Source organism: Leisingera sp. M523 (assembly GCF_025141335.1).
Lineage (GTDB): Bacteria > Pseudomonadota > Alphaproteobacteria > Rhodobacterales > Rhodobacteraceae > Leisingera.
The window spans coordinates 3562501-3587759 of record NZ_CP081036.1; the positions used below are offsets into that span (position 1 = coordinate 3562501).

At 60.8% G+C, this 25259-nt stretch carries 25 protein-coding genes and 1 tRNA gene (1 of these 26 running past the window's edge); 11 read left to right on the forward strand and 15 right to left on the reverse strand.

Going from position 1 to position 25259, the window contains the following annotated elements:
* Window positions 1-597: the 5' portion of a protein-methionine-sulfoxide reductase heme-binding subunit MsrQ gene (msrQ, locus tag K3557_RS17695; protein WP_259995343.1), read on the reverse strand. Its footprint begins 27 nt before the window's first position; the window shows 597 of its 624 coding nt (coding positions 1-597); it begins with the start codon at window positions 595-597; its stop codon lies beyond the left edge, outside the window.
* A 13-nt stretch (window positions 598-610) separates the two neighbouring features.
* Complete coding sequence (gene msrP, locus K3557_RS17700; protein ID WP_259995345.1) at window positions 611-1516, reverse strand: protein-methionine-sulfoxide reductase catalytic subunit MsrP; 906 nt, start codon at window positions 1514-1516, stop codon at window positions 611-613.
* 276 nt (window positions 1517-1792) lie between these two features.
* Between msrP and K3557_RS17705 the strand changes: the two genes are divergently transcribed.
* Both K3557_RS17705 and K3557_RS17710 read left to right on the forward strand, forming a co-directional pair.
* Window positions 1793-2230, forward strand: coding sequence for a DUF302 domain-containing protein (locus tag K3557_RS17705; RefSeq protein WP_259995348.1), 438 nt, complete (start codon window positions 1793-1795; stop codon window positions 2228-2230).
* Between the two features lie 99 nt (window positions 2231-2329).
* On the forward strand, window positions 2330-2896 hold the full coding sequence (locus K3557_RS17710; protein WP_259999672.1) for a hypothetical protein: 567 nt from the start codon (window positions 2330-2332) through the stop codon (window positions 2894-2896).
* Between the two features lie 16 nt (window positions 2897-2912).
* Here K3557_RS17710 and K3557_RS17715 read toward each other — a convergent pair whose 3' ends face one another.
* Window positions 2913-3188: a helix-turn-helix transcriptional regulator gene (locus tag K3557_RS17715; protein ID WP_259995350.1), complete on the reverse strand. Its 276-nt coding sequence runs from the start codon at window positions 3186-3188 to the stop codon at window positions 2913-2915.
* A 366-nt stretch (window positions 3189-3554) separates the two neighbouring features.
* On the opposite strand from K3557_RS17715, the gene K3557_RS17720 reads away from it, so the two are divergent.
* Window positions 3555-3707 (forward strand): hypothetical protein, encoded by a 153-nt coding sequence (locus K3557_RS17720; RefSeq protein WP_259989041.1) that lies wholly within the window; start codon window positions 3555-3557, stop codon window positions 3705-3707.
* Between the two features lie 60 nt (window positions 3708-3767).
* On the opposite strand, the gene clpB is transcribed toward K3557_RS17720, so the two are convergent.
* Window positions 3768-6386, reverse strand: a complete 2619-nt coding sequence (clpB, locus tag K3557_RS17725; RefSeq protein WP_259995352.1) for an ATP-dependent chaperone ClpB — start codon at window positions 6384-6386, stop codon at window positions 3768-3770.
* A gap of 337 nt (window positions 6387-6723) precedes the next feature.
* Between clpB and pyrF the strand changes: the two genes are divergently transcribed.
* Window positions 6724-7440: an orotidine-5'-phosphate decarboxylase gene (pyrF, locus tag K3557_RS17730; protein ID WP_259995354.1), complete on the forward strand. Its 717-nt coding sequence runs from the start codon at window positions 6724-6726 to the stop codon at window positions 7438-7440.
* Window positions 7441-7936: 496 nt separating this feature from the next.
* On the opposite strand, the gene K3557_RS17735 is transcribed toward pyrF, so the two are convergent.
* The gene (locus K3557_RS17735) at window positions 7937-8152 is read right to left on the reverse strand and encodes an NUDIX domain-containing protein (RefSeq protein ID WP_311198478.1); all 216 of its coding nucleotides are present in this window, start codon (window positions 8150-8152) and stop codon (window positions 7937-7939) included.
* Window positions 8153-8246: 94 nt separating this feature from the next.
* Here K3557_RS17735 and K3557_RS17740 point away from each other — a divergent pair, with 94 nt between their 5' ends.
* Window positions 8247-9500 carry a DNA polymerase IV gene (locus tag K3557_RS17740; RefSeq protein WP_259999674.1) on the forward strand — a complete coding sequence of 418 codons (1254 nt, stop codon included), beginning with the start codon at window positions 8247-8249 and terminating at the stop codon, window positions 9498-9500.
* Window positions 9501-9519: 19 nt separating this feature from the next.
* Here the strand turns inward: K3557_RS17740 and K3557_RS17745 are convergent, their stop codons facing one another.
* Window positions 9520-10380, reverse strand: coding sequence for an N-formylglutamate amidohydrolase (locus tag K3557_RS17745; protein WP_259995356.1), 861 nt, complete (start codon window positions 10378-10380; stop codon window positions 9520-9522).
* 162 nt (window positions 10381-10542) lie between these two features.
* Here K3557_RS17745 and K3557_RS17750 point away from each other — a divergent pair.
* The 4 genes from K3557_RS17750 to K3557_RS17765 all read left to right on the forward strand — a co-directional run bounded on the left by K3557_RS17750 (window position 10543) and on the right by K3557_RS17765 (window position 13314).
* A tRNA-Val gene (locus K3557_RS17750) sits at window positions 10543-10617 on the forward strand.
* Window positions 10618-10695: 78 nt separating this feature from the next.
* Window positions 10696-10821, forward strand: a complete 126-nt coding sequence (gene ykgO, locus K3557_RS17755; RefSeq protein ID WP_005648635.1) for a type B 50S ribosomal protein L36 — start codon at window positions 10696-10698, stop codon at window positions 10819-10821.
* A gap of 396 nt (window positions 10822-11217) precedes the next feature.
* The gene (locus K3557_RS17760) at window positions 11218-12234 is read left to right on the forward strand and encodes a Fe(3+) ABC transporter substrate-binding protein (protein ID WP_259989031.1); all 1017 of its coding nucleotides are present in this window, start codon (window positions 11218-11220) and stop codon (window positions 12232-12234) included.
* A 219-nt stretch (window positions 12235-12453) separates the two neighbouring features.
* On the forward strand, window positions 12454-13314 hold the full coding sequence (locus K3557_RS17765; protein WP_259995358.1) for a GTP-binding protein: 861 nt from the start codon (window positions 12454-12456) through the stop codon (window positions 13312-13314).
* Between the two features lie 61 nt (window positions 13315-13375).
* Here the strand turns inward: K3557_RS17765 and K3557_RS17770 are convergent, their stop codons facing one another.
* From K3557_RS17770 to K3557_RS17795, 6 genes are all read right to left on the reverse strand, one after another.
* A complete protein-coding gene (locus tag K3557_RS17770; RefSeq protein ID WP_259995360.1) occupies window positions 13376-15055 on the reverse strand; it encodes an iron ABC transporter permease in 1680 nt (559 codons plus the stop codon).
* 162 nt (window positions 15056-15217) lie between these two features.
* Window positions 15218-16435, reverse strand: a complete 1218-nt coding sequence (locus K3557_RS17775; RefSeq protein WP_259995361.1) for a phenylacetate--CoA ligase family protein — start codon at window positions 16433-16435, stop codon at window positions 15218-15220.
* 17 nt (window positions 16436-16452) lie between these two features.
* Window positions 16453-17301, reverse strand: coding sequence for an ABC transporter ATP-binding protein (locus K3557_RS17780; RefSeq protein WP_259989023.1), 849 nt, complete (start codon window positions 17299-17301; stop codon window positions 16453-16455).
* 117 nt (window positions 17302-17418) lie between these two features.
* Window positions 17419-18702, reverse strand: a complete 1284-nt coding sequence (locus K3557_RS17785) for an ABC transporter substrate-binding protein (protein ID WP_259989021.1) — start codon at window positions 18700-18702, stop codon at window positions 17419-17421.
* 93 nt (window positions 18703-18795) lie between these two features.
* A complete protein-coding gene (locus tag K3557_RS17790; protein WP_129369246.1) occupies window positions 18796-19872 on the reverse strand; it encodes a branched-chain amino acid ABC transporter permease in 1077 nt (358 codons plus the stop codon).
* A gap of 74 nt (window positions 19873-19946) precedes the next feature.
* On the reverse strand, window positions 19947-20210 hold the full coding sequence (locus K3557_RS17795; protein ID WP_129369245.1) for a hypothetical protein: 264 nt from the start codon (window positions 20208-20210) through the stop codon (window positions 19947-19949).
* 102 nt (window positions 20211-20312) lie between these two features.
* Between K3557_RS17795 and K3557_RS17800 the strand changes: the two genes are divergently transcribed.
* The gene (locus K3557_RS17800; RefSeq protein ID WP_259995363.1) at window positions 20313-20657 is read left to right on the forward strand and encodes an SHOCT domain-containing protein; all 345 of its coding nucleotides are present in this window, start codon (window positions 20313-20315) and stop codon (window positions 20655-20657) included.
* A gap of 27 nt (window positions 20658-20684) precedes the next feature.
* On the opposite strand, the gene K3557_RS17805 is transcribed toward K3557_RS17800, so the two are convergent.
* Together K3557_RS17805 and K3557_RS17810 are read right to left on the reverse strand one after the other, a co-directional pair.
* On the reverse strand, window positions 20685-21671 hold the full coding sequence (locus K3557_RS17805; protein WP_027257202.1) for a branched-chain amino acid ABC transporter permease: 987 nt from the start codon (window positions 21669-21671) through the stop codon (window positions 20685-20687).
* 102 nt (window positions 21672-21773) lie between these two features.
* Window positions 21774-22592 carry an ABC transporter ATP-binding protein gene (locus K3557_RS17810; RefSeq protein ID WP_259995365.1) on the reverse strand — a complete coding sequence of 273 codons (819 nt, stop codon included), beginning with the start codon at window positions 22590-22592 and terminating at the stop codon, window positions 21774-21776.
* Window positions 22593-22680: 88 nt separating this feature from the next.
* Here K3557_RS17810 and K3557_RS17815 point away from each other — a divergent pair, with 88 nt between their 5' ends.
* Window positions 22681-22866 carry a hypothetical protein gene (locus K3557_RS17815; protein ID WP_027257200.1) on the forward strand — a complete coding sequence of 62 codons (186 nt, stop codon included), beginning with the start codon at window positions 22681-22683 and terminating at the stop codon, window positions 22864-22866.
* A gap of 53 nt (window positions 22867-22919) precedes the next feature.
* On the opposite strand, the gene K3557_RS17820 is transcribed toward K3557_RS17815, so the two are convergent.
* A complete protein-coding gene (locus tag K3557_RS17820; RefSeq protein WP_259999676.1) occupies window positions 22920-24884 on the reverse strand; it encodes an AMP-binding protein in 1965 nt (654 codons plus the stop codon).
* Between the last annotated feature and the right edge of the window lie 375 nt (window positions 24885-25259).

The window sequence follows — 25259 nt, forward strand, 5'->3', positions numbered from 1 at the left end:
AGACTGCCGCTTCCGGAATTGAGCAGCAGGCAATCGAAGGGCCAGCAGGACAACCACTGCTCCAAGATAGAACAGCGGTTCAACTTGGAAGCCTTTCACCAGCATTACATAGTGCAGCGCCCCTAGAAGACCTGCCGCATAGGTCAACCTGTGCAACCGCGGCCAGGCACGCCCCAGCCGCCGGACAGAGAAATTGTTGGAGGTCAAAGCCAGCGGAAGCATCAGGACAAAGCCCGCCATACCAATGGTGATGTAAGGACGCTTGGCAATATCAGCGAGGATCTGGCCAAGGATCTGCACGTCCAGCACCAGCCAAACCAGCAGATGACAAGACACATAGAAGAAGCACAGCAGGCCGATCGACCGGCGGAACTTCATCAGGTTCAATCCCAGCAGCCGGCGCATCGGGGAAATGGAAAGTGTCAGAACCATCAGCTGCAGCGCCAGTTCGCCATATTCATGCTCCAGCGCCTTGATCGGCTCTACCCCCAGGCCGCCAGTGAGGCCGAGGTAAAAGAGCCAGAACGCAGGCAGTGCCCCGAGCAGGTAAACTGCCCAGACTGGAAAGCGGCGGAAAAACTGGTTTACCGTGTCCATCAGGCGGCTCCGGTCAGAAGTGCTGGGCAAGGTCCATCCCGTCATACAGGGTGGCCACTTCGTTCCCGTAGCCATTGAACATCAGCGTCGGCTGGCGCTTGGCGAACAGCCCGCCGCCGATACGGCGCTCGCTGGCCTGGCTCCAGCGCGGATGCGAGACATCGGGATTCACATTACTATAGAAGCCGTATTCCCGGCCATTGGCCATATTCCAGCTGGTCGGCGGCTCCTGATCCGTCAGGGTGATGCGGACGACGGACTTGATTGACTTGAAACCGTACTTCCACGGAACCACCAGCCGCAGCGGTGCGCCGTTCTGGTTGGGCAGCGGCTTGCCGAAGATACCTGTTGCCATCATCGTCAGCGGGTTCATCGCCTCATCCAGGCGCAGCCCTTCACGATAAGGCCAGTCCAGCACCTTATAGGCGGTGCCCGGCATTTCAGACGGCCGGTACAGTGTCTCAAATGCAACGTATTTGGCGCCGTCCTGCACGCCTGCAAGGTTCAGCAAATCGGCAAGTTCGAATCCTTGCCAGGGCACCACCATGGACCAGGCCTCGACACAGCGGAAACGGTAGATACGCTCTTCCAGTGTCACTTCGCCCAGGATCTGCTCAAAGGAATAATCACCCGGCTTGTCCACCAAACCGTCAATCTTGACGCTCCAGGGCGTGGTTGTCATCCGGTCCGCGTATTTGGACGGGTCGCCTTTGCCGGTGCCGAATTCATAGAAGTTGCAGTAGTTGGTCACCTCTTCCCAAGTATTGGGTTCCAACGCCTCCTCCGCACGCACGCCGGTGCCTAGCGCCGCGGCCAGCCCGCTGCCTGCCAGCCCCGCCATGATCCGGCGGCGGTTCCAGAACGCAGCCTCCGGGGTTGCATCTGCAAGGGTCAAATCATTGGTCCAGCGGCGCGCCATCTGCGTCTCCTGAGTTTACTGCTCCCTTTCAGGTAACGGTCCCGTGCGCAAAACCCAAAACATATCCTGTAACGACTGCGCGAGAGAACTGTAACGTTGCACAGCCTTCTTCATTCCGCGTTAACAAAAGAGGCTTTCAGCGGCGCGGCGCCTGAACCGGCTATACGGAAACTTTCCGGTGGCGGTTGCCCCCATCTCATGCAAAAAATGTAATATGTTAGCGCACGGCCCTGCTGGGCAGCACGCGCGGATCAGCAAACACCAGGGAGATGCCCGATGAAGATGTATGCAGTTGCAGCAGCCCTTGCCCTCAGCACCGGCACGGCTGCGGCGCAGGACATGGTGAGCTACACCACCCCCCTGTCCTTTGATGACGTAACCTTCGGGCTTGAAAGCGCCATCACCAACCGTGGCCTGCGGATCGACCACATCAGCCATGTGGGCGACATGCTGGAACGCACCCGCGCCGATGTCGGCTCGGATATTGTGCTGTTTGAACATGCGCAGGTCTTTTCTTTCTGCTCCGCCAAACTGTCGCGCCAGGTGATGGAGGCCAACCCGATGAACATCACCTTCTGCCCTTATGACATATTCGTGGCCCAGCCTCCTGGCGCAGAAGACGTCACCATCGGCTTTCGCGCCTTCCCCGAGGGCGAGATGCAGGTGATCCACGATCTGCTGGACGGCATCGTGCAGGAGGCGATCGAGGAGTAAGCTCCGGAGTATCTCCTGGCTGCAAAATTCCCCGCTGCACTGCCTGCGCGTTTTCACTATGCTGGCCGGAAACTGAAATTCCGGCACGGGCAGACCATGATGAAATCCCTTTTTGCTTACCTGATGATGCTGGCAGCCGCCACGCTGGCTGGCTGCGCCACCGGCCCCGCGGCGACCAAGAACGATGTCCAAGAACTCTCGCTGGCGCTGCAAGCCCTGGATCCGAAAGTGGACCCGGTTGAGGCCCGCCGTGCGGCCGAGATCGCCTACAGCTACTCCGCCAGGCTGGCCGAGCAGTATAATGTCACCACCTCGCCGATCCTGCACAACACGATGGTGAACACCGGGGTCAAGGACCGCGGCCTTTGCGTGCATTATGCCGAGGACATGCAGGCGCGGCTTAGCCAGGAGAACTTCCAAACGCTCACGATGCTGCGCGCCATTGCCGAACCTAAAAACGATTTCCGCATCGACCACAGCACTGCGGTGATCGCCGCCAAAGGCGACGGAATAAATGAGGGCATCGTGCTTGACCCCTGGCGCTATGGCGGCAAGCTGTTCTGGTCCGCCACTGCCGAAGACGGACGCTACAATTGGGAACCCCGCCTGCAAGTCCTGCGCCGCAAATATGAACGGCGGGTGGCCAAGGACGCGGTAGCACAGTGAGGCTGCATCCCCAGGACTACGGGTCAGCTGCGGCAATAGCCGCCCGGAACTGACCCGGGGTCATCCCGAACTGCTTTTTAAATGCGCTGATAAAATGGGACGTGCTGTCATAGCCGACGGCCAGCCCGATGCCGGTGACCGCCTCTCTGGTGTTTTCCAGCAACCCCTTGGCCTGATCCAGCTTACGTTGCTTGCGCCATTGCGCTGGCGACGCACCAAAAATACGCCGGAACTCCCGGTTGAATGTCGGAACAGAGCGGCCGGACAATGCTGCAAGGTCGCCAGTTTGCAAATCGTGATCCTGAAACGCCCTGGCCACATACGCGGCTGTCCGCGGCTTTGACGGCGCCCTGTCGGTCACACTCTATTATGATGACGAAACCCGCGGCCTGCTGATTGTTGAGGAATGGCTCTCAAAACAGCACCACGCCGCCTACATCCAGGCCATTTCCGAAAACGGTGTCCTCGCCAGCATGGCCGCATTCATGACCGCGCCGCCAGAGGTTCGTTACTACAAAAGGCTGGTGATCTGATGGCAAGCTGTTCCAAAGGCATTTTGCGCCGCACGGCCCTTAGCTGCACAGCCGCTGCCGCCGCGGCGGCTTGGTTTTCGCCGGCGATTGCAGCGACGGCACCCACGGAGATCCGTTTCCATACCGTGAGGCTCCGCAAATCCGGCACGCGTGACTACCTTTTGGGCATGCGCCGCAACCGGTCTTCAATCAGCCAACTGGTACTGGAAGGCGAGGACTATTGCCTGATCCTGGCGGGGGAGCGCACCCGGACGGGCGCACGCCGACAGGAGCTGTAAGGCGCTCCCATTCATGACAAAGGCCCGCCATCGCTGGCGGGCCCTCTTTATTACTTCCCCTTAATGCACAACCGCATCGTCGGGCCTGGGCCGCTCTGACGTCCCCAGCCGGCCGCCGATGATCAACCCTTCGCTGCCAACCGAGACCGGGACGGTGTCGCCGTCTTTGATCTCGCCACCCAGCAGGGCCTCGGCGAGCGAGTTTTGCAGGGCGCGCTGGATCACCCGCTTCAGGGGGCGGGCGCCGAACACCGGGTCATAGCCTTCATCCGCCAGCCAGGTCTTGGCCGCCTCGTCCAGCTCCAGCGCGATCTTGCGCGCCGCCAGCCGCTTCAGCAGCCGCGCCAGCTGGATTTCGACAATGCCGTCCATATCCGCCCGCGCCAAACGGTCAAAGATGATGGTCTCATCCAGACGGTTCAGGAACTCGGGCCGGAAATGCGCCTTGACCGCATCCATCACGTCGCGCCGCGCATCCGAGGCATCCGCGCCCTCGGGCAGCTGGCTAAGCGCCTGCGCGCCCAGGTTCGAGGTCAGGATGATCAGCGTCTGCTTGAAGTCCACGGTGCGGCCCTGACCATCGGTCAGCATGCCGTCGTCCAGCACCTGCAGCAGCACGTTGAACACATCCGGATGCGCCTTTTCGACCTCGTCAAACAGCACCACCTGATAGGGGCGGCGGCGCACGGCCTCTGTCAGCATTCCGCCTTCGTCATAGCCGACATAGCCCGGAGGCGCACCGATCAGCCGGGCGACCGAGTGTTTCTCCATGAACTCGGACATGTCGACGCGGACCATCGCGTGCTCGTCGTCGAACAGGAAACCGGCAACCGCCTTGGTCAGTTCGGTCTTGCCAACACCGGTCGGCCCGAGGAACAGGAACGACCCCAGCGGCCGGTTCTCGTCATTCAGGCCTGCACGTGCCCGGCGTACAGCATTGGCCACTGCAGTCACCGCAGTGTTTTGGCCGATCACCCGGCGGTGCAGATCATCTTCCATGCGCAGCAGCTTCTCGCGCTCGCCCTCCAGCATTTTGGAGGTCGGAATACCGGTCCAACGCTCCACAACAGCCGCGATCTGCTCCGGCCGCACGGCCTCTTCGACCATCAGGCCCTTTTCTTCGCGGCTCTCGGCATCGGACAGCTGCTTTTCCAGCCCTGGAATAACGCCATAAGACAGCTCTCCTGCCTTGGCGAGGTTGCCCTCCCGCTTGGCTATGTCCAGGTCGGCGCGGGCACGGTCCAGCTGCTCTTTCAGATCGCGGGCCCCTGCCAGCTTGTCCCGTTCCGACTGCCACTGAGCGGTCATCTCGGCAGACTGCTCCTGCAGGTCCGACAGTTCCTTCTGCAACGTCGTTAGCCGGTCCTTTGAGGCCGCGTCGTCCTCAAGCTTCAGCGCCTCTTCCTCAATCTGCATCTGCAGGATCTGCCGGTCCAGCGCATCCAATTCCTCGGGCTTGGAATCCACCTGCATGCGCAGGCGGCTGGCGGCCTCGTCCATCAAGTCGATGGCCTTATCCGGCAGGAAGCGGTCGGTGATATAGCGGTTCGACAGTGTCGCCGCTGCGACCAGCGCCGCATCGGCAATCCGCACACCGTGGTGCAGTTCATACTTCTCCTTGATACCGCGCAGGATAGAAACAGTGTCTTCCACCGTCGGCTCGGTTACCATCACCGGCTGGAACCGGCGGGCCAGGGCCGCGTCCTTCTCCACATATTTGCGGTATTCATCCAGAGTGGTCGCGCCGACACAATGCAGCTCGCCGCGCGCCAGCGCCGGCTTGATCAGGTTGGCGGCATCCATCGCGCCGTCGGATTTGCCGGCGCCGACCAGCGTGTGCATCTCGTCGATGAACAGAATGACTTCACCGGCGGCTTCGGTCACTTCGGTCAGCACCGCCTTCAGGCGCTCCTCAAACTCGCCGCGGTACTTCGCACCGGCAATCAGCGCGCCCATATCCAGCGACAGCAGCTTCTTGTCACGCAAGGACTCCGGCACATCGCCATTGATGATACGCAGCGCCATGCCCTCGGCAATCGCGGTCTTACCGACGCCCGGCTCACCGATCAGCACCGGATTGTTCTTGGTCCGGCGCGACAGCACCTGCATCGAACGGCGGATTTCCTCATCCCGCCCGATGATCGGGTCGATCTTTCCCTCCCGCGCCGCCTCGGTCAGGTCACGGGCGTATTTCTTCAGCGCATCATAGCCTTCCTCAGCGGTGGCTGAGTCAGCGGTGCGTCCCTTGCGGATGTCATTGATCGCCTCATTCAGCTTCTGTGCAGAGACAGCACCGGCTTCCAGGGCGTCCTTCGCCTTGGACTTCACCATGCACAGCGCCATCAGCAGGCGTTCAACCGGTACAAAGCTGTCGCCTGCCTTCTCGGCAATCCTGGCAGCCTCGTCCAGCACCTTGGCAGTCTGGCCGTCCAAATAGATCTGCGCCGCGTCTCCGCTCACCTTCGCCTGCTTGGCAACAGCAGCCTCGACAGCCTCAACCACGCGCGCCGGTGCGCCGCCCGCGCGGGAGATCAGGTTGCTCGCCAGCCCCTGATCATCATCCATCAATGCTTTCAGAAGGTGCTCTGGCACCAGCCGCTGATGCCCTTCGCGCATCGCAATCGTCTGCGCCGCCTGCACGAATCCGCGTGCACGCTCAGTGAACTTGTTCAAGTCCATCTTGCTCTCCTTTTTCAAGCGCCCGATGTTTGGCAGCGCCCGCCCTGCGGCACGCCCCTGTCCGGGCCTCAAGGTTCAATGTGGGAAGCAAACCAGCCGCTTCAAGATCAGTAAACACCGAAAAGATGAGCAAATCCCTGACCTGCGTCAACTTCCCCGGCGCCACAGGAGTGACCGCGCCGCGCGCCAGTGCGGCGCCGGGCCCAAAACTGTATTCTGCCCCCGCACCGGGGCAGCTTCAGTTGCGGGAGCCCAGTCTGCACCTTGCCCAACCGAAGCCCCTTGCGTATGAAACGCCAGTTTCCAGCCAAACCCGCCTGCCAAATGAGGACCCACCATGACCCAAGCCCCGCGCGTCGACGACCGTCTGATTGTTGCCATGGATGTCCCCAACGCGCTGAATGGCCTGAAGCTGGCCGAACAGCTGGGAGATGCGGTCTCCTTCTACAAGATCGGCCTAGGCATGCTGACCGGAGGCGGGCTGGCGCTGGCAAATGAGCTGAAGCAGGAGCACGGCAAGCGTATCTTCCTCGACATGAAGCTGTTCGACATCGGCGCCACCGTGGAAAATGCGGTGCGCGGCCTAGCCCAGTTCGATCTCGATTTCCTCACCGTTCATGGCGACCCTTACGTTGTGCAGGCGGCCAAGGAAGGCGCTGCCGGCAAGGACCTCAAGATCCTTGCCGTCACCATCCTCACCTCATTGGACCGCCAGGACTTGGACGGCGCTCTGATCAAAGAGGGTGCGGTGCAGGATCTGGTACTGGAACGCGCAGGCAACGCCTTTGCCGCCGGCGCCGACGGGGTGATCGCCAGCCCGCAGGAAGCGGCCTTGATCCGCGCCCTGCCCGAAGCCGAAGGCAAGCTGATCGTCACCCCCGGCGTCCGCCCCGCCGGTGCCGACCTCGGCGACCAAAAACGGGTCGCGACACCTGCGAGCGCTATAGCTGACGGTGCTGACCATATCGTTGTTGGCCGTCCGATCTGGCAGGCAAACAGCCCCCGCGCCGCGGCTGAAGCCATCCTGGCTGAGCTGGCCGGTGTGCAGGATTAATACCGAACATCCACAGGCTGCCTGCGCTGCAAACGCTTCCCGTGCCTTCATGCCTAAAAATTAGGCGGGAATAAATCTTTTGCGCTATGCACAATCCGCCAGTGGGAGCCATGGTTCAAAAGTATAGTGACGCAGCGTCAAGCATTTCTTTTCGCTGAGAAATCCGCCGGGAGCGGCAAAATCTGCGCCAAATTGCCCTGTGCCTTCAAAAGCACACCACGCAGCTCCGCAAACTCTGCCCGCTGCCGCGGACTTTGCGAATTACCGCCGACTGAGCGAGTCTAGGACTTGAGACACTCCCCAGACGGGCTTTTCTTCCTGAGACCCGTCACCTCCCCCCGCTAATTAGCGGGGGATCTTTCTTTCAGCCCCATGCAAACCGCCCGCTCCGCAAGGCAGTGCCTTAGTCGTCCGGCAAGATGCGGCACCGCCAAAGAGTGCGCGCTTTAGGTATCCCGCGGCATCATCGCCCATCCCTGCCCCTCCTCTCCGAATTTCACCTGTCCGGCCGCTGCATTAGGCCAACTTCTTCCCGGGCCTCCCGCAGCGCGCAGGCTTCGGGACTTTTGCCGCCTTCGCGCCCGTCGCCCGGCAGGTCCCAAAACCCGGGGTATGGGGTATCCGGCTTGCCGTCCCGCTGGATCCCCAGCACATCCTGCCCCAGAAAAAGAGCCGGCTTTGCACCTGAAAAATCTTCGTCTGCTCGTGCCATGATCTGTCACTTGGACACGGGCCGCGTTAAAGACAAGGCCTCCGCCGCAAGCTATACTAGCCCGTCCCTGAATCCAGCAGAATCCTTGCCCGCCATGCATGCCCTGTGCCGAGACTGCCTGAGCCAGATTGCCCCTACCCGGCGCTGTCCGCATTGCGGCAGCCCGCGGATCAAGACGCATGCAGAGCTGTTTTCCCTCACCATCGCCCATATGGACTGCGATGCCTTTTATGCCAGCGTCGAAAAGCGCGACAATCCAGAACTGGCCGCCAAGCCGGTGATCATCGGCGGCGGCAAACGCGGTGTGGTTTCCACCGCCTGTTACGTCGCCCGCATCCGCGGCGTGCGCTCGGCCATGCCAACGTTCCAGGCCTTGAAACTCTGCCCCGATGCAGTCTTCATCAAACCGCGGATGAGCGTCTACGTCGAGGTCAGCCGCGAAATCCGCAAGTTGATGAACGAGCTCACCCCGGAGGTGGAGCCGCTGTCGCTGGATGAAGCCTTCATGGACCTCAGCGGCACCGAAAAACTGCATGGTGCGCCGCCCGCCGTGATGCTGGCCCGGCTGGTCAAACGGATGAAGGACGAATTGGGGGTCACCGGTTCCATCGGCCTGTCGCATAATAAGTTCCTGGCCAAAGTTGCATCCGACCTCGACAAACCGCGCGGGTTCTCGGTGATTGGCAAGGCAGAAACCGCTGATTTCCTGCGCGAAAAACCGGTGCGGCTGATTTGGGGCATTGGCCCCGCTGCCCAGGCAAGTCTGGAAAAGGCAGGCATCCGCACTTTCTCGGACCTTTTGCGTTGGGACCGCGAGGCCCTGCACAGCCGCTTCGGCTCGATGGGGGACCGGCTCTGGCACCTGGCCCGCGGCCAGGACCGGCGCCGGGTTTCGGCCAATGCCCCCGTCAAATCGATTTCCAAGGAAACCACGTTTTTTGAAGACACCGCCAGCATAGACATTCTGGATGGTCATCTGTGGCGGCTTGCAGAACAGGTTTCCGACCGTGCCAAGGCGCGGGAGCTTGCAGGCCGGGTTGTCACCCTCAAACTGAAACGCGCCAATCATTCCGCATTGACCCGGCGGGTGACACTGCACAGTCCCACCCAGATCGCCGACCGCATTTACCGCACCGCACGCAATCTTTTGGACCAGGCGGGCAACCAAGGGCCCTACCGGCTGCTGGGCTGCGGCATCTCTGATCTCGTGCCCGAATCGCAAGCCGACGAAACCGGCGACCTGCTGGATCCGCAGGCCGGCAAGCGGGCCGAGGCAGAACGCGCCACCGACGCCATCCGCAAGCGATTTGGAGAAAACGCGATTCTGAAAGGCCGCGCGCTGCGCTGAGCCGCGCAAGCGTTTTTTCTTACTCCGCCGCCAGCGGCAGTTCCTCACGCCCAATCGCCGCAATCTCGGCAATCACTTGGCGCAACAGCTGCTGCAGCGGTTCAAAGTTCCCGTTGGGACGGATTTTAGCTTCATCCATATACAGTGCCCGGTCTATTTCAATCTGAACCGCGTGCTGCCGCCGCGATGGGCGACCATAGGTCTGGGCGATATAGGCCCCGGCAAACGGCGTATTGCGGGCGACGTTCAGCCCGACCGCAGCAAAGGCAGCCTCGATCCGGTCCACAACGCTGCTATCGGCTGCGGCGCCGAAGCGGTCGCCCAGTACCACCTCTGGCTTGCCGCCCTTGCACGGAACCATGGTGTCGATCGCCTCATGCGGCATCGAATGGCAATCGACCAGGATCGCTTGGCCGAAATGCTGATGCGCCTGCTCCAGAAGCCCCTTCAGCGCCTGGTGGTAGGGATGCCAGCAGCATCTGATCCGCTGCTCAGCTTCCGCCGCCGGCAGTTTGCCGCGGTAAATGGCACGGCCATTGGCCACCACCCGGGGAATCACTCCAAGGCCCGAAGCCACCCGCGGGTTCTGCCCGCGCCGCTGCACCCCTTCGATCACCGCCGGATCCAGCTCATCCGGAGACCGGTTCAGATCCAGGTAGGCACGCGGCTTGACTGCCATCAGCAGCGGCGATCCAAACTCTGGCGCGGTCTGGAACAGCCGGTCGACAAAGGCGTCCTCCGAGCTGCGGATCTCCCTCCGTCCCAGAATCGACTGGGCCAGAAAGGATTCGGAATAGTCCGTGCCGCTGTGCGGAGAGGCAAAAACCACGGCGGACGCCAGTTTCTGCGGTGAAATCACGGAAAACGCTGTATCAGGCATCCTTGCTCCGGTGCTTCTTGTGCAAGAAACAGCATATCGCGGAAATTTCTGCGGTCAAAAGCTCTTGCACCCCTGAGCGACTCTATTTATAGACCCCCTCACCGGCGCGGCACCCCGCGCCCCTTTCACTTCTAAGGGGCAGGACGGCGCGCAGGCCAGAGTGGGCGATTAGCTCAGCGGTAGAGCACTTCGTTGACATCGAAGGGGTCACAAGTTCGATCCTTGTATCGCCCACCATTCATTCACGGCTTCGGCTCCGGCCAGGCCACCCGCTAACCCAGGCGCTGGTTCGCGCCGCAGACAAGGAGAGAGACCATGAAGGTCAAGAACTCGCTCCGTTCGCTGAAGAACCGGCACCGCGATTGCCGGGTTGTGCGCCGCAAGGGCCGCGTTTACGTGATCAACAAGACCCAGCGCAAGTTCAAAGCGCGCCAGGGCTAAGATCCGATACAGCGACACGCAGAAAACCGCATCACCTGATGCGGTTTTTTTGCGTTTGGCAGCTGCGGTTTCCGGAAAAGACACAGGCAAACGCTCCCGCGCCCGCAGATCCCCCGGCCAAAACCGGGCGAGTCTTCGCGGCCTTGGGCGTGGCACCGCGTAGGGCGCGGTGCCACGCCCAACCGGAGCGGGCTTTGCCAAAAGTCCGGCGACAGGCGGGAGCGCGCCCCGACATCTGCCCCTCCTCTTTAGCTCCTGCCCGCCTGTTCTCAGTTGCCGCCAGCCCAGGCCGGGAACTCACCAAGTGTTTCAGTCGGAAATCCGTTGCATCTTCTGCCAATTGCTTTAATTGACTATTTCAGTCGGAATAAAAGCCACAGAAGAACGGGACATACAATGCTGAAAGCCACCACCGTACTGGCCGGCGCCCTGACCGCTGCCATTGCCACCTCAGCTGCCGCCGAAGGCGAGCTGAACATCTATTCGTCGCGCCACTATGACACCGACGAACAGCTCTATTCGGAATTCGAAGCGGCCACCGGCATCACCATCAACCGCATCGAAGGCAACGCGGATGAGCTGATCGCCCGGATGAACGCCGAAGGTGAGAATTCCCCTGCCGACATCCTGATCACCGTCGACACCTCGCGTCTGACGCGCGCCAAGGACGCCGGTGTGCTGCAAAGCATCGACAGCGATGTACTGGAAGCCCGCGTGCCCGCCTATCTGCAGGATGAGGACAATCAGTGGTTCGGCTTCAGCCAACGCTCACGGATCATCTTCTATGACAAGGATGAAGTGGCCAACCCGCCGCTCACCTATCTGGATCTGGCAGACCCCGCATACAAAGGCCAGGTCTGCATCCGCTCTTCCAAGAACACTTACAACCAGACCCTTTTGGCCTCGATCGTGACTCACCACGGCACCGAAAAAGCCCGGGAATGGGCTGAGGGCGTCGTCGCCAACATGGCCCGCGACCCGCAGGGCGGCGACACTGACCAGATGCGCGGCATCATCTCAGGCGAATGCGATATCGCGGTGGCCAACACCTACTACTTCGCACGTTCGATCCGCAAAAACGTCAAGGGCATCTCGGACGGCCGCGATCAGATCGGCTGGCTGTTTCCCTCGCAGAATACAGAAGGCGCGCATATGAACCTCTCGGGCGGCGGTGTGGCAGCCCATGCGCCGAACAAGGAAAACGCCATCCAGTTCCTGGAATATCTCGCCGGTGATTCCGCCCAAGCGTATTTCTCGGCCGGGAATGACGAATACCCGGCGGTGCCCGGTGTCGGCCTGGCCCCCTCGATCGCAGCGCTTGGCCACTTCAAGCCGGATGACGTGAGCCTTTCGGACGTTGCCAAGAATCTTCCCGAAGCACAGAAGATCTTCAACAACGCAGGCTGGAAGTAAGTCCAGCCGTCAGCCAACACGAAAAAAGCGCGGCTTGGGCCGCGCTTTTTTACAGCTGCTGGTTCCACAGAAACACAGGCACGTCCCCTGACGAAAGATTGAAGCTGACAGAGCTTTTGCTAGACCCGTTCGGGCCACCGGCATATAGATTCCCGCATCTTGAATTTCGGGGGGAATCATGCAGTCGAGAGCTTTCCGCGCTCTGGAGGAACAGAGCGTATGAACCGGTTGCCGGTAACGATAATCAGCGGCTATCTGGGCGCTGGCAAGACCACGTTAATCAACCGTCTTTTAGCCGAAGATCACGGACTGAAACTGACCGTGATCGTGAATGATTTTGGTGCAATCAACATTGATGACGCCCTGATCCAGGACACTGCTGGCGGCACGATTGCTCTCACCAATGGCTGTGCCTGCTGCACCATGGGCGATGACCTGTCTCTCGCGTTGCGCGACATCCTGAACCGGCCAGGCCGTCCGGATCATCTGGTCATCGAGGCCAGCGGCATTTCCGACCCGGTCGCCATCGCCAATTCGGTTCTGAATGAACGAGGGCTGAGTTATGGCGGCATCGTCACTCTGGTGGATGCAGAAAATGCCGGAACCCTGCTGAACGACCCGCTGGTTGCACCGCAGGCGGAGCAGCAAATCCGCGCCGCTGATCTGGTGATCGTCTCCAAATGCGATGGCATGAACCAGACGGTCTCCGCCTTGCTGGCGAAGGCCGGCGCCCGCACTCCTACCGTGCTGAATGGGTCGCCCGTGGCCGAGCTGCTGTTCGACGTGGTGCCGCTGCCCAAGGGCACCGCTGTTGCCGCACATCCCGCCTATACCACCTGGCAGCACCGCAGCAACGATGTGCTGGACCGCCGCGCACTGGGAAACAAGCTGGCGGACCGGCCTGCGGGGCTTTACCGGATGAAAGGCTTTGTGCTGACTTCCGGAGGCGCATATGAGCTGCATGTAGTAGGCCGCCATGTTGAAGCCAAGCGCTGTCAGGCTGAGGAAACCGTGCTGGTGGGCTTGGGTCCGGCAAACCGGATTTCCCGCGATGAGATTGAGGCCTGGTGGGCAGCCTAAGCTGCACCCGGGCTAAGAAAATTCAAATTTTCTTGGCAAGAATTTTCCAAAATTCTTGTGCCTAGCGCCGCCGGCCCACCTGACGGCAGATCAGTATCACCGGCAGCAACCCCACCGCCATGATCACCAGCGAAGGCACCGCGGCGCCCTCCAGCCGCTCATCCGCCGCCAGCCGGTGCGCCTGCACCGCCAGCGTGTCGAAATTGAACGGCCGCATAATCAACGTCGCGGGCAACTCCTTCATCACATCGACAAACACAATCAGCAGCGCAGTCAGCAGGCTGGGCGTCAGGATCGGCAGATGCACCCGGCGCAGCATCCCAAGCGGCCCCTGCCCCAAGGAGCGCGCCGCCGCATCCATGTTGGAATGCATAGTGGCCTGACCGCCCTCATAAGCACCAAGCGCGGCGGCCATGAACCGCACGCCGTAAGCCGCGACCAGCAGCCAGATCGATCCTGTCACCAACAGCCCGGTGCGGATGCCGAAACTCTCCCGCATCCAGGCATCCAGCGCGTTGTCAAAGGCGGCAAATGGCACGATCAGCCCCACCGCGATCACCCCGCCCGGCACCGCATAGCCCAGCCGCGCAAAATAGGCCGCAGTTGAGGACACCTGCCCGGGCCGCAGCCGCTGGTAAAAGCCAAGGCACACTGCGGCTGCCACGGTCAGAACTGCAGCAATTGCCGCCAATGTGATCGAGTTGGCAGTAAAATCGATGTAGCGCCGGCTGAACAGGTTCTGCTCAGACTCAAAACTCATCAGGAACAGCACCGCCACAGGCAGCAAAAATCCCAGCACCACCGGCACCGCGCAGAAGAAGGCCGCGACCGCTGCCTGGAGCCCCTTCAGCTCGGCCGGCGGCATCTGGTTATGATGCTTGCCTGCGTGATGGTACTTCGCCCGCCCCCGTGTCGCCCGCTCCGCTACGGCGAGCGTCAGGGCAAAGCCCAACAGGCACAGAGCCAGCTGCGCCGCCCCGCCCCGGTCGCCCAGCGAAAACCAGCTGGTGTAAATCCCGGTGGCAAATGTCTGCACGCCGAAATAGGAGACCGTGCCGAAATCCGCGATGGTCTCCATCACTGCCAGCAGCACGCCCGAGGCGATCGCCGGCCGCGCCATCGGCAGGCTCACCATCCAGAATGCCTGCCAGGCGTTCTTGCCCAACGCCCGTGCCGCCAGAAAAGCGCCCGCGCTCTGCTGCAGAAACGCCGCCCGCGCCAGCAGGTAAACATAAGGGTAAAGCACCAGAACCAGCATCGCCGCTGCCCCGCCTGTGGAGCGGATCTCAGGGAACCAGTAGTCCCGCGGCCCCCAGCCGGTCACATCCCGCAGCGTGGCCTGCACGAAACCGGGGTGGTCCAGAATATGGGTATAGGCATAGGCCAGAACATAGGCCGGAAACGCCAGCGGCAGGACCAGTGCGATTTCCAGAAACCGTGCGCCGGGAAAGCGCGTCATGGTCACCAGCCAGGCAGCACCGGTGCCGATTGCAAATGTGCCAAGCGCGACCAGCGCGACCAGTGCCAGAGTCGTCAGCGAATATCCTGGCAGCACCGTGGCCGCCAGATGGCTGATCGTCTCCGTCCCGCCGAATGCCGCTGCCAGCGCCACCGCCAGCATCGGCAGCACGCAAGACAGGGCCACCGCCCAGGCCAGAACTGCAAAAACACCACCGCGGCTCCTTCCACCGCTGCGGCGCCCGTTGGGGGCATACTTTATGGGGTCATTCGCGGCAGTCATTTTACGGCAGTCACAGGTCCGGCTGATGTTTCGCGTTGCCCTATTACGACTATTCCAGTCAGAAATTCCAGCCAGAAAGCACTGCTTGCGCTCTGCCTGCCTGCTGAACAGAAAACGGGCGCCTGTTGCCGGCGCCCGTACCTCTTGGATCCAGCGAAGAAATCAGTCGTAGTTCCGCTGATCCTCGATCACCAGTCCGTCCTTGGGCAATGCGTCCGGTGCCACAACCTCAACCTTGCCCTTGAGCTTCAGCACCTCGATCACCGAGCGGGCATAGGCTGCCTCGTCGCCGCCCTGCGCCTCAATCTGCACGGTCATTGCATCCATCTCGCCATCGCGGCTGGCAACCACACGCGCCTTGACGATCTCGTCATGTTTGTCGACCAGCGCCGCCACCTGCTCGGGCCGCACAAACATGCCTTTGATCTTGGTCGTCTGATCCGCCCGGCCCATCCAGCCCTTGATCCGCAAATTGGTGCGGCCGCAGGGCGAAACGCCCGGCATCACTGCCGACAGATCGCCGGTGGCAAAACGGATCAGCGGATAATCCGGGTTCAGCGTTGTCACCACAACCTCACCCACCTCACCTGGTGCCACTGGATTGCCGGTGCCGGGGGTGACAATCTCGACGATCACATGCTCGTCGACGATCATCCCTTCCATAGCCGGGCTTTCATAGGCGATATTGCCCAGATCAGCGGTGGCGTAGCACTGCAGGCAGGAGATCCCGCGGTCGGCATACTCCTGACGCAGGGAAGGAAACAGCGCGCCGCCGCCCACCGCCGCCTTGGTAAAGGCCAGTTCCACACCCATGGCGCCGGCCTTGTCCAGGATCACCTTCAGGTAATCCGGCGTGCCGGCATAGGAGGTGGCACCGACATCACGCGCGGCCGTCACCTGCAGCTCTGTCTGGCCGGTGCCGGCAGGCAACACCGCCGCGCCCACCGCCCGCGCACCGTTTTCAAAGATCATGCCCGCAGGTGTCAGATGGTAGCCGAAACAGTTCTGCACCACATCGCCCCGGCCGATCCCGGCAGCGTTCAGAAACCGCCCCATCCGCCACCAGTCGCCATCCACCCCGCCCGGCTCATAGATCGGGCCGGGACTTTGGAAAACATGGGCAAAGCCGGTCGCAGGCTTCACGGTGAAACCGCCAAAGGGCGGGTTCCCGGCCTGCGCCCGGCTCAACTCCGACTTGCGCAGCACCGGCAGCGCCGCCAAGGCCTCCGCCGAGACCACCGCCGCCGGATCCACACCGTCCAGCAATTCCGCATATCCGGAGGCAGACTGTGCACGGGCGATCTGCTCCGGCAAGGCCTTGGCAAGATCTGCGGCGCGTTCATCGGCGCTGCGGGTCTCAAGCGTGTCAAAATAGGTCATCACGTCATCTCCCCGCATCAGCTCAGCCACCTCTTGCGGCGCCGGTAAGACCGCACGTCGCGAAAGCTCTTGCGCCCTTCATCCGACATCCCGAGGTAGAATTCCTTTACATCCGGGTTCTCCCGCAGCTCAGCCGCAGGTCCGTCCATCACCACACGGCCCGACTCCAGGATGTAACCGTAATGTGCATAGCGCAGGGCCACGTTGGTGTTCTGCTCGGCCAAAAGGAAGGTCACCCCTTCCTTCTCGTTGATCGACTTCACGATCTCGAAAATCTGCTCCACCAGCTGCGGCGCCAGCCCCATCGAGGGCTCGTCCAGCAGGATCGTCTCTGGCCGGGACATAAGCGCACGGCCCATCGCCACCATCTGCTGCTCGCCGCCCGAGGTATAGCCGGCCTGGCTTTTGCGGCGCTCCTTCAGACGCGGGAAATAGTGATAGACCATCTCCAGATCGTCCTGAATCTTTGCACTGCTGTCCGAACGGGTATACGCACCGGTCAGCAGGTTTTCCTCCACCGTCAAATGCTCAAAACAATGGCGGCCTTCCATCACCTGAATGACGCCCTTCTTCACCAGCTCGGCCGGGTCCTGCTCATGGACATGCGCGCCGCGGTACTTGATCGAGCCTTTGGTGACCTCGCCGCGTTCCGAATGCAGCAGGTTCGAGATCGCCTTCAGCGTGGTGGTCTTGCCAGCCCCGTTGCCGCCCAGCAGCGCGGTTATGCCGCCCTTGGGGACATTCAGGCTGACGCCCTTCAGAACGAGGATCACGTGATTGTAGATCACCTCGATATTGTTGACCTCCAGCAGGGTCTCGGCCTGCACATCAGAGGTGTCGGCGGCGGTATTCGCTGCATCCAGCATCAAAGCGTGTCCTCATGACTGTCCCGGACCTGAACCGGAACCCTGTTGAGTGGCGCGGCAGCTCTCTGCCGCGCCGGTTGTTTCCGGCCCCGCCAAGGCAGGGGCCGGCCAAAGCCCTTACTTGCAGCGGGACTCAATGTTGTTTTCAGCCGCATAGGCGCCCGAATCTTCTTCGATCAGCTTACCGATCACTTCGGTATCGGACGGTTTGAAGTCCGAAATCAGCGACCAGGTTTTGCTCTCTGCATCCCACTGGGTCACACCCACCAGGCCAGGGCCGCCGTGGTTGTCGCAGGAAACATTGAAGCTCGGGCCAAAGTTCGGCATCCCCAGTGCAGCCATTTTGGCTTCGTCGATAACCAGCGCTTCCATGCCGTCCCGCATCATCGCAGCGTCGATATCCCCGGTGCCGTGGATCTCCTGCGCGGTTTTAGCGGCCTCGGCAGCCAGCATCGCCGCGTACATGCCGCGGTTATACAGAACGTTGCCTACCTGATCGCCGGCACCTGCGGCCTTGCCCGCGTCCACGACATACTTCTGGATGTCGTCAAATACCGGGAAGTCGCGGCCGACGTTGTGGAAGGTCACCGCCTTGTAGCCGTCCGCCTTGTCACCTGCCGGCATCACGTCATGCTCTGCACCAGACCACCAAACGCCGATGAAATTCTCCATCGGGAAACGGATGTTGGCAGCTTCCTGAATTGCCACCTGGTTCATCACGCCCCAGCCCCACATCACGACATTGTCGGGACGCTCGCGGCGGATCTGCAGCCACTGCGACTTCTGCTCCTGGCCCGGGTGGTCCACCGGCAGGGCGATCAGCTCGAAACCGTGTTTCTTGGACAGCTCCTCCAGGGTGCGGATCGGCTCCTTGCCATAGGCGGAGTTGTGATAGATCAGCGCGATCTTCTTGCCGTTGATGTCGCCGCCGTTGGCTTCGAGCAGGTAGTTCACAACGCCCGAGGCACCGTTCCAGTAGTTGGCCGGATAGTTGAACACATGGCTGAACACTTCGCCGTTCGCCGCCGAGGTGCGGCCATAGCCCATGGTGTGCAGCGGGATGTTATCTGCGGTCACCTTGGGGATCAGCTGATAGGTGATGCCGGTGGACAACGGCTGATAGATCAGCGCGCCCTGACCCTTGGTCGACTCGTAGCATTCCACACCTTTCTCGGTGTTATAGCCGGTCTCGCATTCGATCACCTTGGCCGGAACACCGCCGATGCCGCCATCGCGCTCGTTCAGCAGGGTGAAATAGTCGTTATAGCCGTCCGAGAACGGAATGCCGCCGGCCGCATAAGGCCCGGTGCGGTAGCTGAGGTCCGGGAACACCAGGTCCGCCATTGCCGGCCCGGCTGCCATCGCGGCGCCCAGCGCCAGTGTGGTCAGTGTCTTTTTCATCGGCTTAAATCCTCCCTATGGTCTTATCCGATTGTTTCTTAAAACGGGGGTGGTCTTGCTTTTCTCCCCGCCGGTTTCCAGGCCGTGCCCGCATCAGTGCGGGAAGGGCCAAAGTCTCAGTTTTTCCTTGGCGACGCGCCACAGCTGCGCCATGCCGTGCGGCTCGGCGATCAGGAACACCACAATCAGCGCCCCCACGATCACCAGCTGGAAATGCGCCACGATATCAGTCGGCCAGCCCAGAAGATCGACGCCCACCACCTTCAGCACCACCGGCAAGAGCACCAGAAAGGCCGCGCCGGCAAAGGAGCCGAAGATCGACCCCAGCCCGCCCAGGATCACCATGAACAGCACCAGGAACGACTTGTTGATGCCAAAGGCCTCGCCGACCTCGACCGCACCCAGGTAGACCGCAAAGAACAGCGCGCCGGAAATCCCGATGAAAAAGCCGGACACGGCAAAAGCTGTCAGTTTGGCCTTGAGCGGGTTCACCCCGATGATTTCAGCCGCGATATCCATGTCGCGGATCGCCATCCAGCTGCGGCCCACGGTACCGCGGGTCAGGTTGCGGGCCACCAGCGCGCAGAACGTCAGGAAAATCAGGCAGAACAGATAGGTGGCCCAGGCCGGCGCATTGGGGCCGGTGATCAGGATGCCAAAGGTATCGCGCTCCGGTGCGTTGATCTGGCCCGAAGCCGAATAGTTGTAGAACCACGGCACCCGGTTGAACAGCCACACCAGGAAGAACTGCGCCGCCAGCGTCGCCACCGCCAGATAGAAGCCCTTGATGCGCAGCGAGGGCAGGCCGAAGGCCATGCAGACCACCGCGGTGATGCCGCCCGCCAGGATCACATGGATGAACATGCTGACCTCGGGAAAGGCCGTCATCAGTTTGTAGCAGGCATAGGCCCCCACCGCCATGAACCCGCCGGTGCCCAGGGACACCTGCCCGCAGTATCCGACAAGAATGTTCAGCCCGATCGCCGCAATTGAATAGATCAGGAACGGCAGCAGGATCGCATTGGCCCAGTAATCGTTGACCAGGAACGGGATGATGCCAAAGGCCACCGCCAGTACCACATAATAGCGGACGCGGTCGAACTTGATCGGGAAGGTCTGGCTGTCATCGGCATAGGAGGTTTTGAAGTCTCCGGCTTCACGGTAGAACATGTCTCAGATGCTCCCTTTCTGTTGCAAACAGGGCCCGGTCCGGGTGTTTGTCTTGAATGTTTCAGCGGCGGCAATCATTCGATCTGCCCCCATTGCGCCTGTGCCGCGTCGCGCTGCGCGCGGGTTATCCGGTTTGACGGTTTGGCATAGCCGCTGCGCTCGCTGCCGCGCACCAGACGCAGATATGCAATGATGCCGGTAATCAGTCCTGAGGCTGCCAGCAGCGACGCGGTGACAATCTGGGTTTCCGTGAACCCTTCCGCGGTCAGCGCCAGATAGCCGAACGCCCAAAAGCCCGCCCAGGCAATCACGTTGATGACGGCAATCGCCTTGGTCATGCCGCACCGCCGGCGTTAACCAATTTGTCAGAAATCCGTGCATGGCCACATTTTGCCCATTTCTTTCTGCCACCCTGTTCTTGGGTAAAGTGAGTGGGATCAATGACCGCGATTTTTGAGGAAATCCGGCGGCTGGAGGCCGCGCGGAAGAAGGGTGACATTTCAGCAGCCGAATTTGCAGAGGCCAAGGGCCACCTGCTGGCAACGGTGGAAGACGCAACAGTGCTGCCGCCGTTCGAATTCGAGCCGCCGCGCCGGGAGGCACGCAGGGAAACCTCCGGGACCGCACCCGGCCCTTGGGGGCTGATGCTGATGGGGCTTCTCGGGGCCGGGCTGCTAACGCTCCTGGCCGGGCAGCTGATCGGCGATCTGACCATTGCCTTCACGCTGGTCGCCACGGTATTCGCCGCCATTGTCATCGCCGCATTCCGCAAGCTGGAAAGCTGAACAGGCCGGGAGCAGGTCATATGAGCGTCAGACCCGTTCAATGATCTTCTCCCCGAACAGACCCTGCGGACGGAACACCAGGAACAGCAGTGCCAGCACATAAGCAAACCAGTTTTCGGTGGCGCCGCCAACCATCGGACCGATGGCAAACTCGAACAGTTTCTCGCCCACACCGATGATCAGCCCGCCGACAATGGCGCCGGGGATCGAGGTGAAGCCGCCCAGCATCAGCACCGGCAGCGCCTTCAGCGCGATCAGCGACAGCGAGAACTGCACACCGGACTTGGTGCCCCAGACGATGCCCGCAACCAGCGCCACGAACCCTGCAACAGACCAGACCAGCACCCAGATGAAGTTCAGCGAGATGCCGACCGACAGCGCCGCCTGATGGTCATCCGCCACCGCGCGCATCGCCCGGCCCTGCTTGGTGTATTGGGCAAAGCAGACCAGCCCGGCCACCAGCAGCGCCGCAATCACCGTCGCCACAATGTCCAGATTGTCGATAAAGAAGCCGTAGCCGAAGATGTTAAAGGTGGTCTCGTCGATCCACAGGTTGATGCCCTGCGGCAGGCCCACATCCAGCGTCTTGATCTCGGACCCCCACATCAGGTCGGCAACGCCTTCCAGGAAATAGGCAAGACCAATAGTGGCCATGAACAGGATGATCGGCTCCTGCCCTACCAGATGCTTCATCACCAGCACCTGCACCAGCCAGGCCAGCAGCACCATCACCCCGACAGTCAGGGCAATTGCCAGCACGCCTGGAACGTTCCAGCCGAAATGGGTGATATGGCCGCCAAAGACCGCATTTATGATATGCGCAAAAGGAACCTGCCCCTGCATGATCCCCACCAGCGTCATTGCGGCAAACAGCGCCATCACGCCTTGGGCATAGTTGAAAATGCCGGAAGCCTTGTAGATCAGCACAAAACCCAGCGCGACCAGCGCATACAGAACGCCTGCCATCAGGCCGTTCAGCGTCACTTCCATCGCAAAGACGAGTTGTTCGGGCATTAGAGGCTCTCCACGGAATTCTGCACTGCGGCGGTGCTCAGGGGCTGCACAGGGGATGTACGGGTGTCACCCCGCCGGGGCTGGGTGTTGCTGCATTGCAACTCAGTCATGGCTGACCCCCAGATATGCGTCGATCACATCCTGGTTGTTGCGCACCTCATCCGGGGTGCCGTCACCGATTTTCTTGCCGTAATCCATCACCACGACGCGGTCGGACAGATCCATCACCACCCCCATATCGTGCTCGATCAGGGCGATGGTAGTACCGAATTCATCGTTCACATCCAGGATAAAGCGGGACATGTCCTCCTTCTCCTCGACGTTCATGCCGGCCATCGGTTCGTCCAGCAGCAATAGCTTTGGTTCGGCAGCCAGGGCACGTGCCAATTCAACCCGTTTCTTCAGGCCATAAGGCAGCCGTGACACCGGGGTCTTGCGGATGTGCTGGATCTCCAGAAAGTCGATGATCCGCTCCACAACCTCGCGGTTCTCTGTCTCTTCCTTTTCCGCCTTGCCCTTCCACAGAGCCTGCGAAAACAGGCCTGTTTTCATATAGTTGAGCCGTCCGGTCATGACGTTATCCAAGACACTCATGCCTTCGAACAGCGCGATGTTCTGGAATGTGCGTGCGATGCCCTGGCGGGCCACCTCATAGGGGCGCATCTGCGGGCGCTTCTTGCCGTGAAACAGCACTTCGCCTTCCTGCGGCACATAGAAGCCTGAGATCACGTTCAGCATCGAGGATTTGCCAGCCCCGTTGGGACCGATGATCGCGCGGATCTCGCCCTCGCGGATGTCAAAGGAGATATCCTTGATCGCCACCACACCGCCGAACCGCAGGGTGATGTTCTTCATCTCCATCACCACACCGCCGATGGTGCGGCCGTCTTCGGTGACAAAGCTTAAGGAATTGTCAAGCATAACAACGGCCTCCATTATTCTGCCACATAGAAATTTTAAGGTTTCCATGCGATACTTGAAAAAAACGAGCAGCAAGGAGACCAAAACAATGTTTGGCGAACTTGAACATTCCTGCCTTCTGAAGATGGCCGTCGAATGCAAGCAGATGGGCCTCAGCCAATCCGAAAGCCTGACCTCGATCATCGAGCAGACACACGGGTTCAGCTCTCCCTTCAAGATCCAGCAGGTGGTCAACACGGCCTTCAATCCCGGCCTCAATCCCGACTTGATCTGAGATCCGCCCGGCCTGCCCGGCACGGGGCAGATTTTTTTCCGGAAATACGTGCATCATTCCGCGGCCACCTTGTGAACCGCAGCCGGTTTCACGTCCGCATCGACAATAGTCAGCGTCGCGCTGATGGACCCTTTGCGGCCGTCTTCATAGGTCACTTCCGTTACGGTCGAGACCTGCTCCGAACCGTCGTACAGCGCGGTAATGATATCGTCGAACTTCTCCTCAACGATGCGGCGGCGCACTTTGCGGGTGCGGGTCATTTCGCCGTCATCGGCGTCCAGTTCCTTGTGCAGAACCACAAATCGGTGAACCTGGCAGCCTGACAGCATCGGGTCTTCCGCTACCGATTGGTTCACCGCCGACACATGCCCGCGGAGTGACTCCAGAACCTGCGGATGCCCGGCCAGTTCCTGATAGGATGCATAGGCGATATTGTTGCGCTCTGCCCAGTTTCCTACAGCCGTCAGGTCAATATTGATGAAGGCCACACAGCGGTCCTTGCCATTGCCAAACAACACTGCTTCCAGAATGTCCGGGTAGAATTTCAGCTTGTTTTCTACATATTTGGGCGCAAACATTGCACCATCAGCCATCTTGCCCACGTCCTTGGCACGGTCGATGATCCGCAAGTGGCCGGAGCCTTCCTCAAAGAAACCGGCATCGCCAGTGGCCACCCAGCCCTCTGCGTCCTTGGTCGAGGCCGTGGACTCCGGATTGTTGAAATACTCCACAAACGTGCCCGGCGAGCGGTAGTAGATTTCACCGTTGTCGCCGATCTTGATCTCCACCTCCGGTGCAGGAACACCCACGGTATCGGCGCGAACCTCGCCATCCGGCTGCACGGTGATGAACACCGTGGCTTCGGTCTGGCCGTAAAGCTGTTTCAGATTGATACCCAGAGAGCGGTAGAAATCAAAGATCTCCGGCCCGATTGCCTCCCCCGCGGTATACCCCACACGGATGCGGCCATAGCCAAGCGTGTCCTTGAGCGGGCCGTAAACCAGCACATTGCCCAATGCGTATTTCAGCCGGTCCATCAGACCCACCGGCTTGCCGTCCAGAATGTCGCCTCCGACTTTCTTGGCATGGGCCAGAAAATGGTGGAACATCTTGCGCTTCAGGGCGCCCGCGTCCTCCATCCGGATCATCACATTGGTCAGCTGGCCCTCAAACACCCGCGGCGGTGCAAAAAAGTAAGTCGGGCCGATCTCTCGCAGGTCGGTCATCATTGTGTCGGCGCTTTCCGGGCAGTTCACGCAGAAACCGCACCAGTAGGCCTGACCGATTGAGAAAATGAAATCGCCCACCCATGCCATCGGCAGGTAGGACAGGATGTTCTCACCCAAAGTCAAATGGTCGAACTCAGCCGAGTTCTTGGCGCTCTGGATCACATTCCGGTTCGACAGCACCACGCCCTTGGGCTTGCCGGTGGTGCCGGAGGTATAAAGCATTACGCAGGTGCTATCGTAGGTCAGCTTGGCCTGGCGCGCCTGCAGCTCACCGGTCAGTTCGTCGCGCGCCGCGCGGCCCTGATCCTGGATATGGCTGAACTGGTGCAGCTGGGTATGCTCGTATTTCCGCATCCCGCGCGGGTCGAGATAGATCATATGCTCAAACTGATGCAGCTGATCCTGGATCTCGATCACCTTGTCGGCCTGCTCCTGATCGCCCACGATTACAAAGCGTGCGCCGCAATGGCCCAGCACATAGGCCATCTCTTCGGCCACCGCGTCCTGATAGAGCGGTACCGGCACGGCACCCACCGCCTGTGCAGCAACCATCGACCAGTAGAGATAAGGACGGTTGCGGCCGATGATAGCGACAAAATCGCCCTCATTCACGCCAAGGTTGATGAGGCCCAGCGCCAACGCCTCGATTTCCTTTGCCGCCTCGGCCCAGGTCCAGCATTGCCAAATGCCGAATTCCTTTTCCCGGTAGGCCGGTGCATTAGCGAATTGCACCGCATTGCGTTGAAGCAGCGCCGGCAGGGATAACATCCCTTCGGCGCCCATCTGCATCTGAGCCAACTTTCTTTCCTCCCTTTCCGGCGTTGCTGCCGGACCTGACCGCTGCCCGCGGTTCTGGCCCCGAGTAGGGACGTGCAAAGAATAGCCCGTCAACTTTTTCCTGATGGTTTCCCAAATCTTACGAATTGTAACAATGCTGTTCCCCTTGTTTTACGGGCTGTTACGCAAGCTGCCGAGCCACCGGGCACACAAAATCCTGCAGCCTTTGCAACGACACCTGGGCAAAGCGCGCGGGATGCGCACGAACTGGCCGGAATTCGAATCAAACGCAGCGGACAGTCGTTTCAAGTTTCGCATCACTTGCACCATCTTCCGCTCACCGCGTCCGGCAACCCTAAGGAGATCGCCGGTCTGACGCCACGGCAT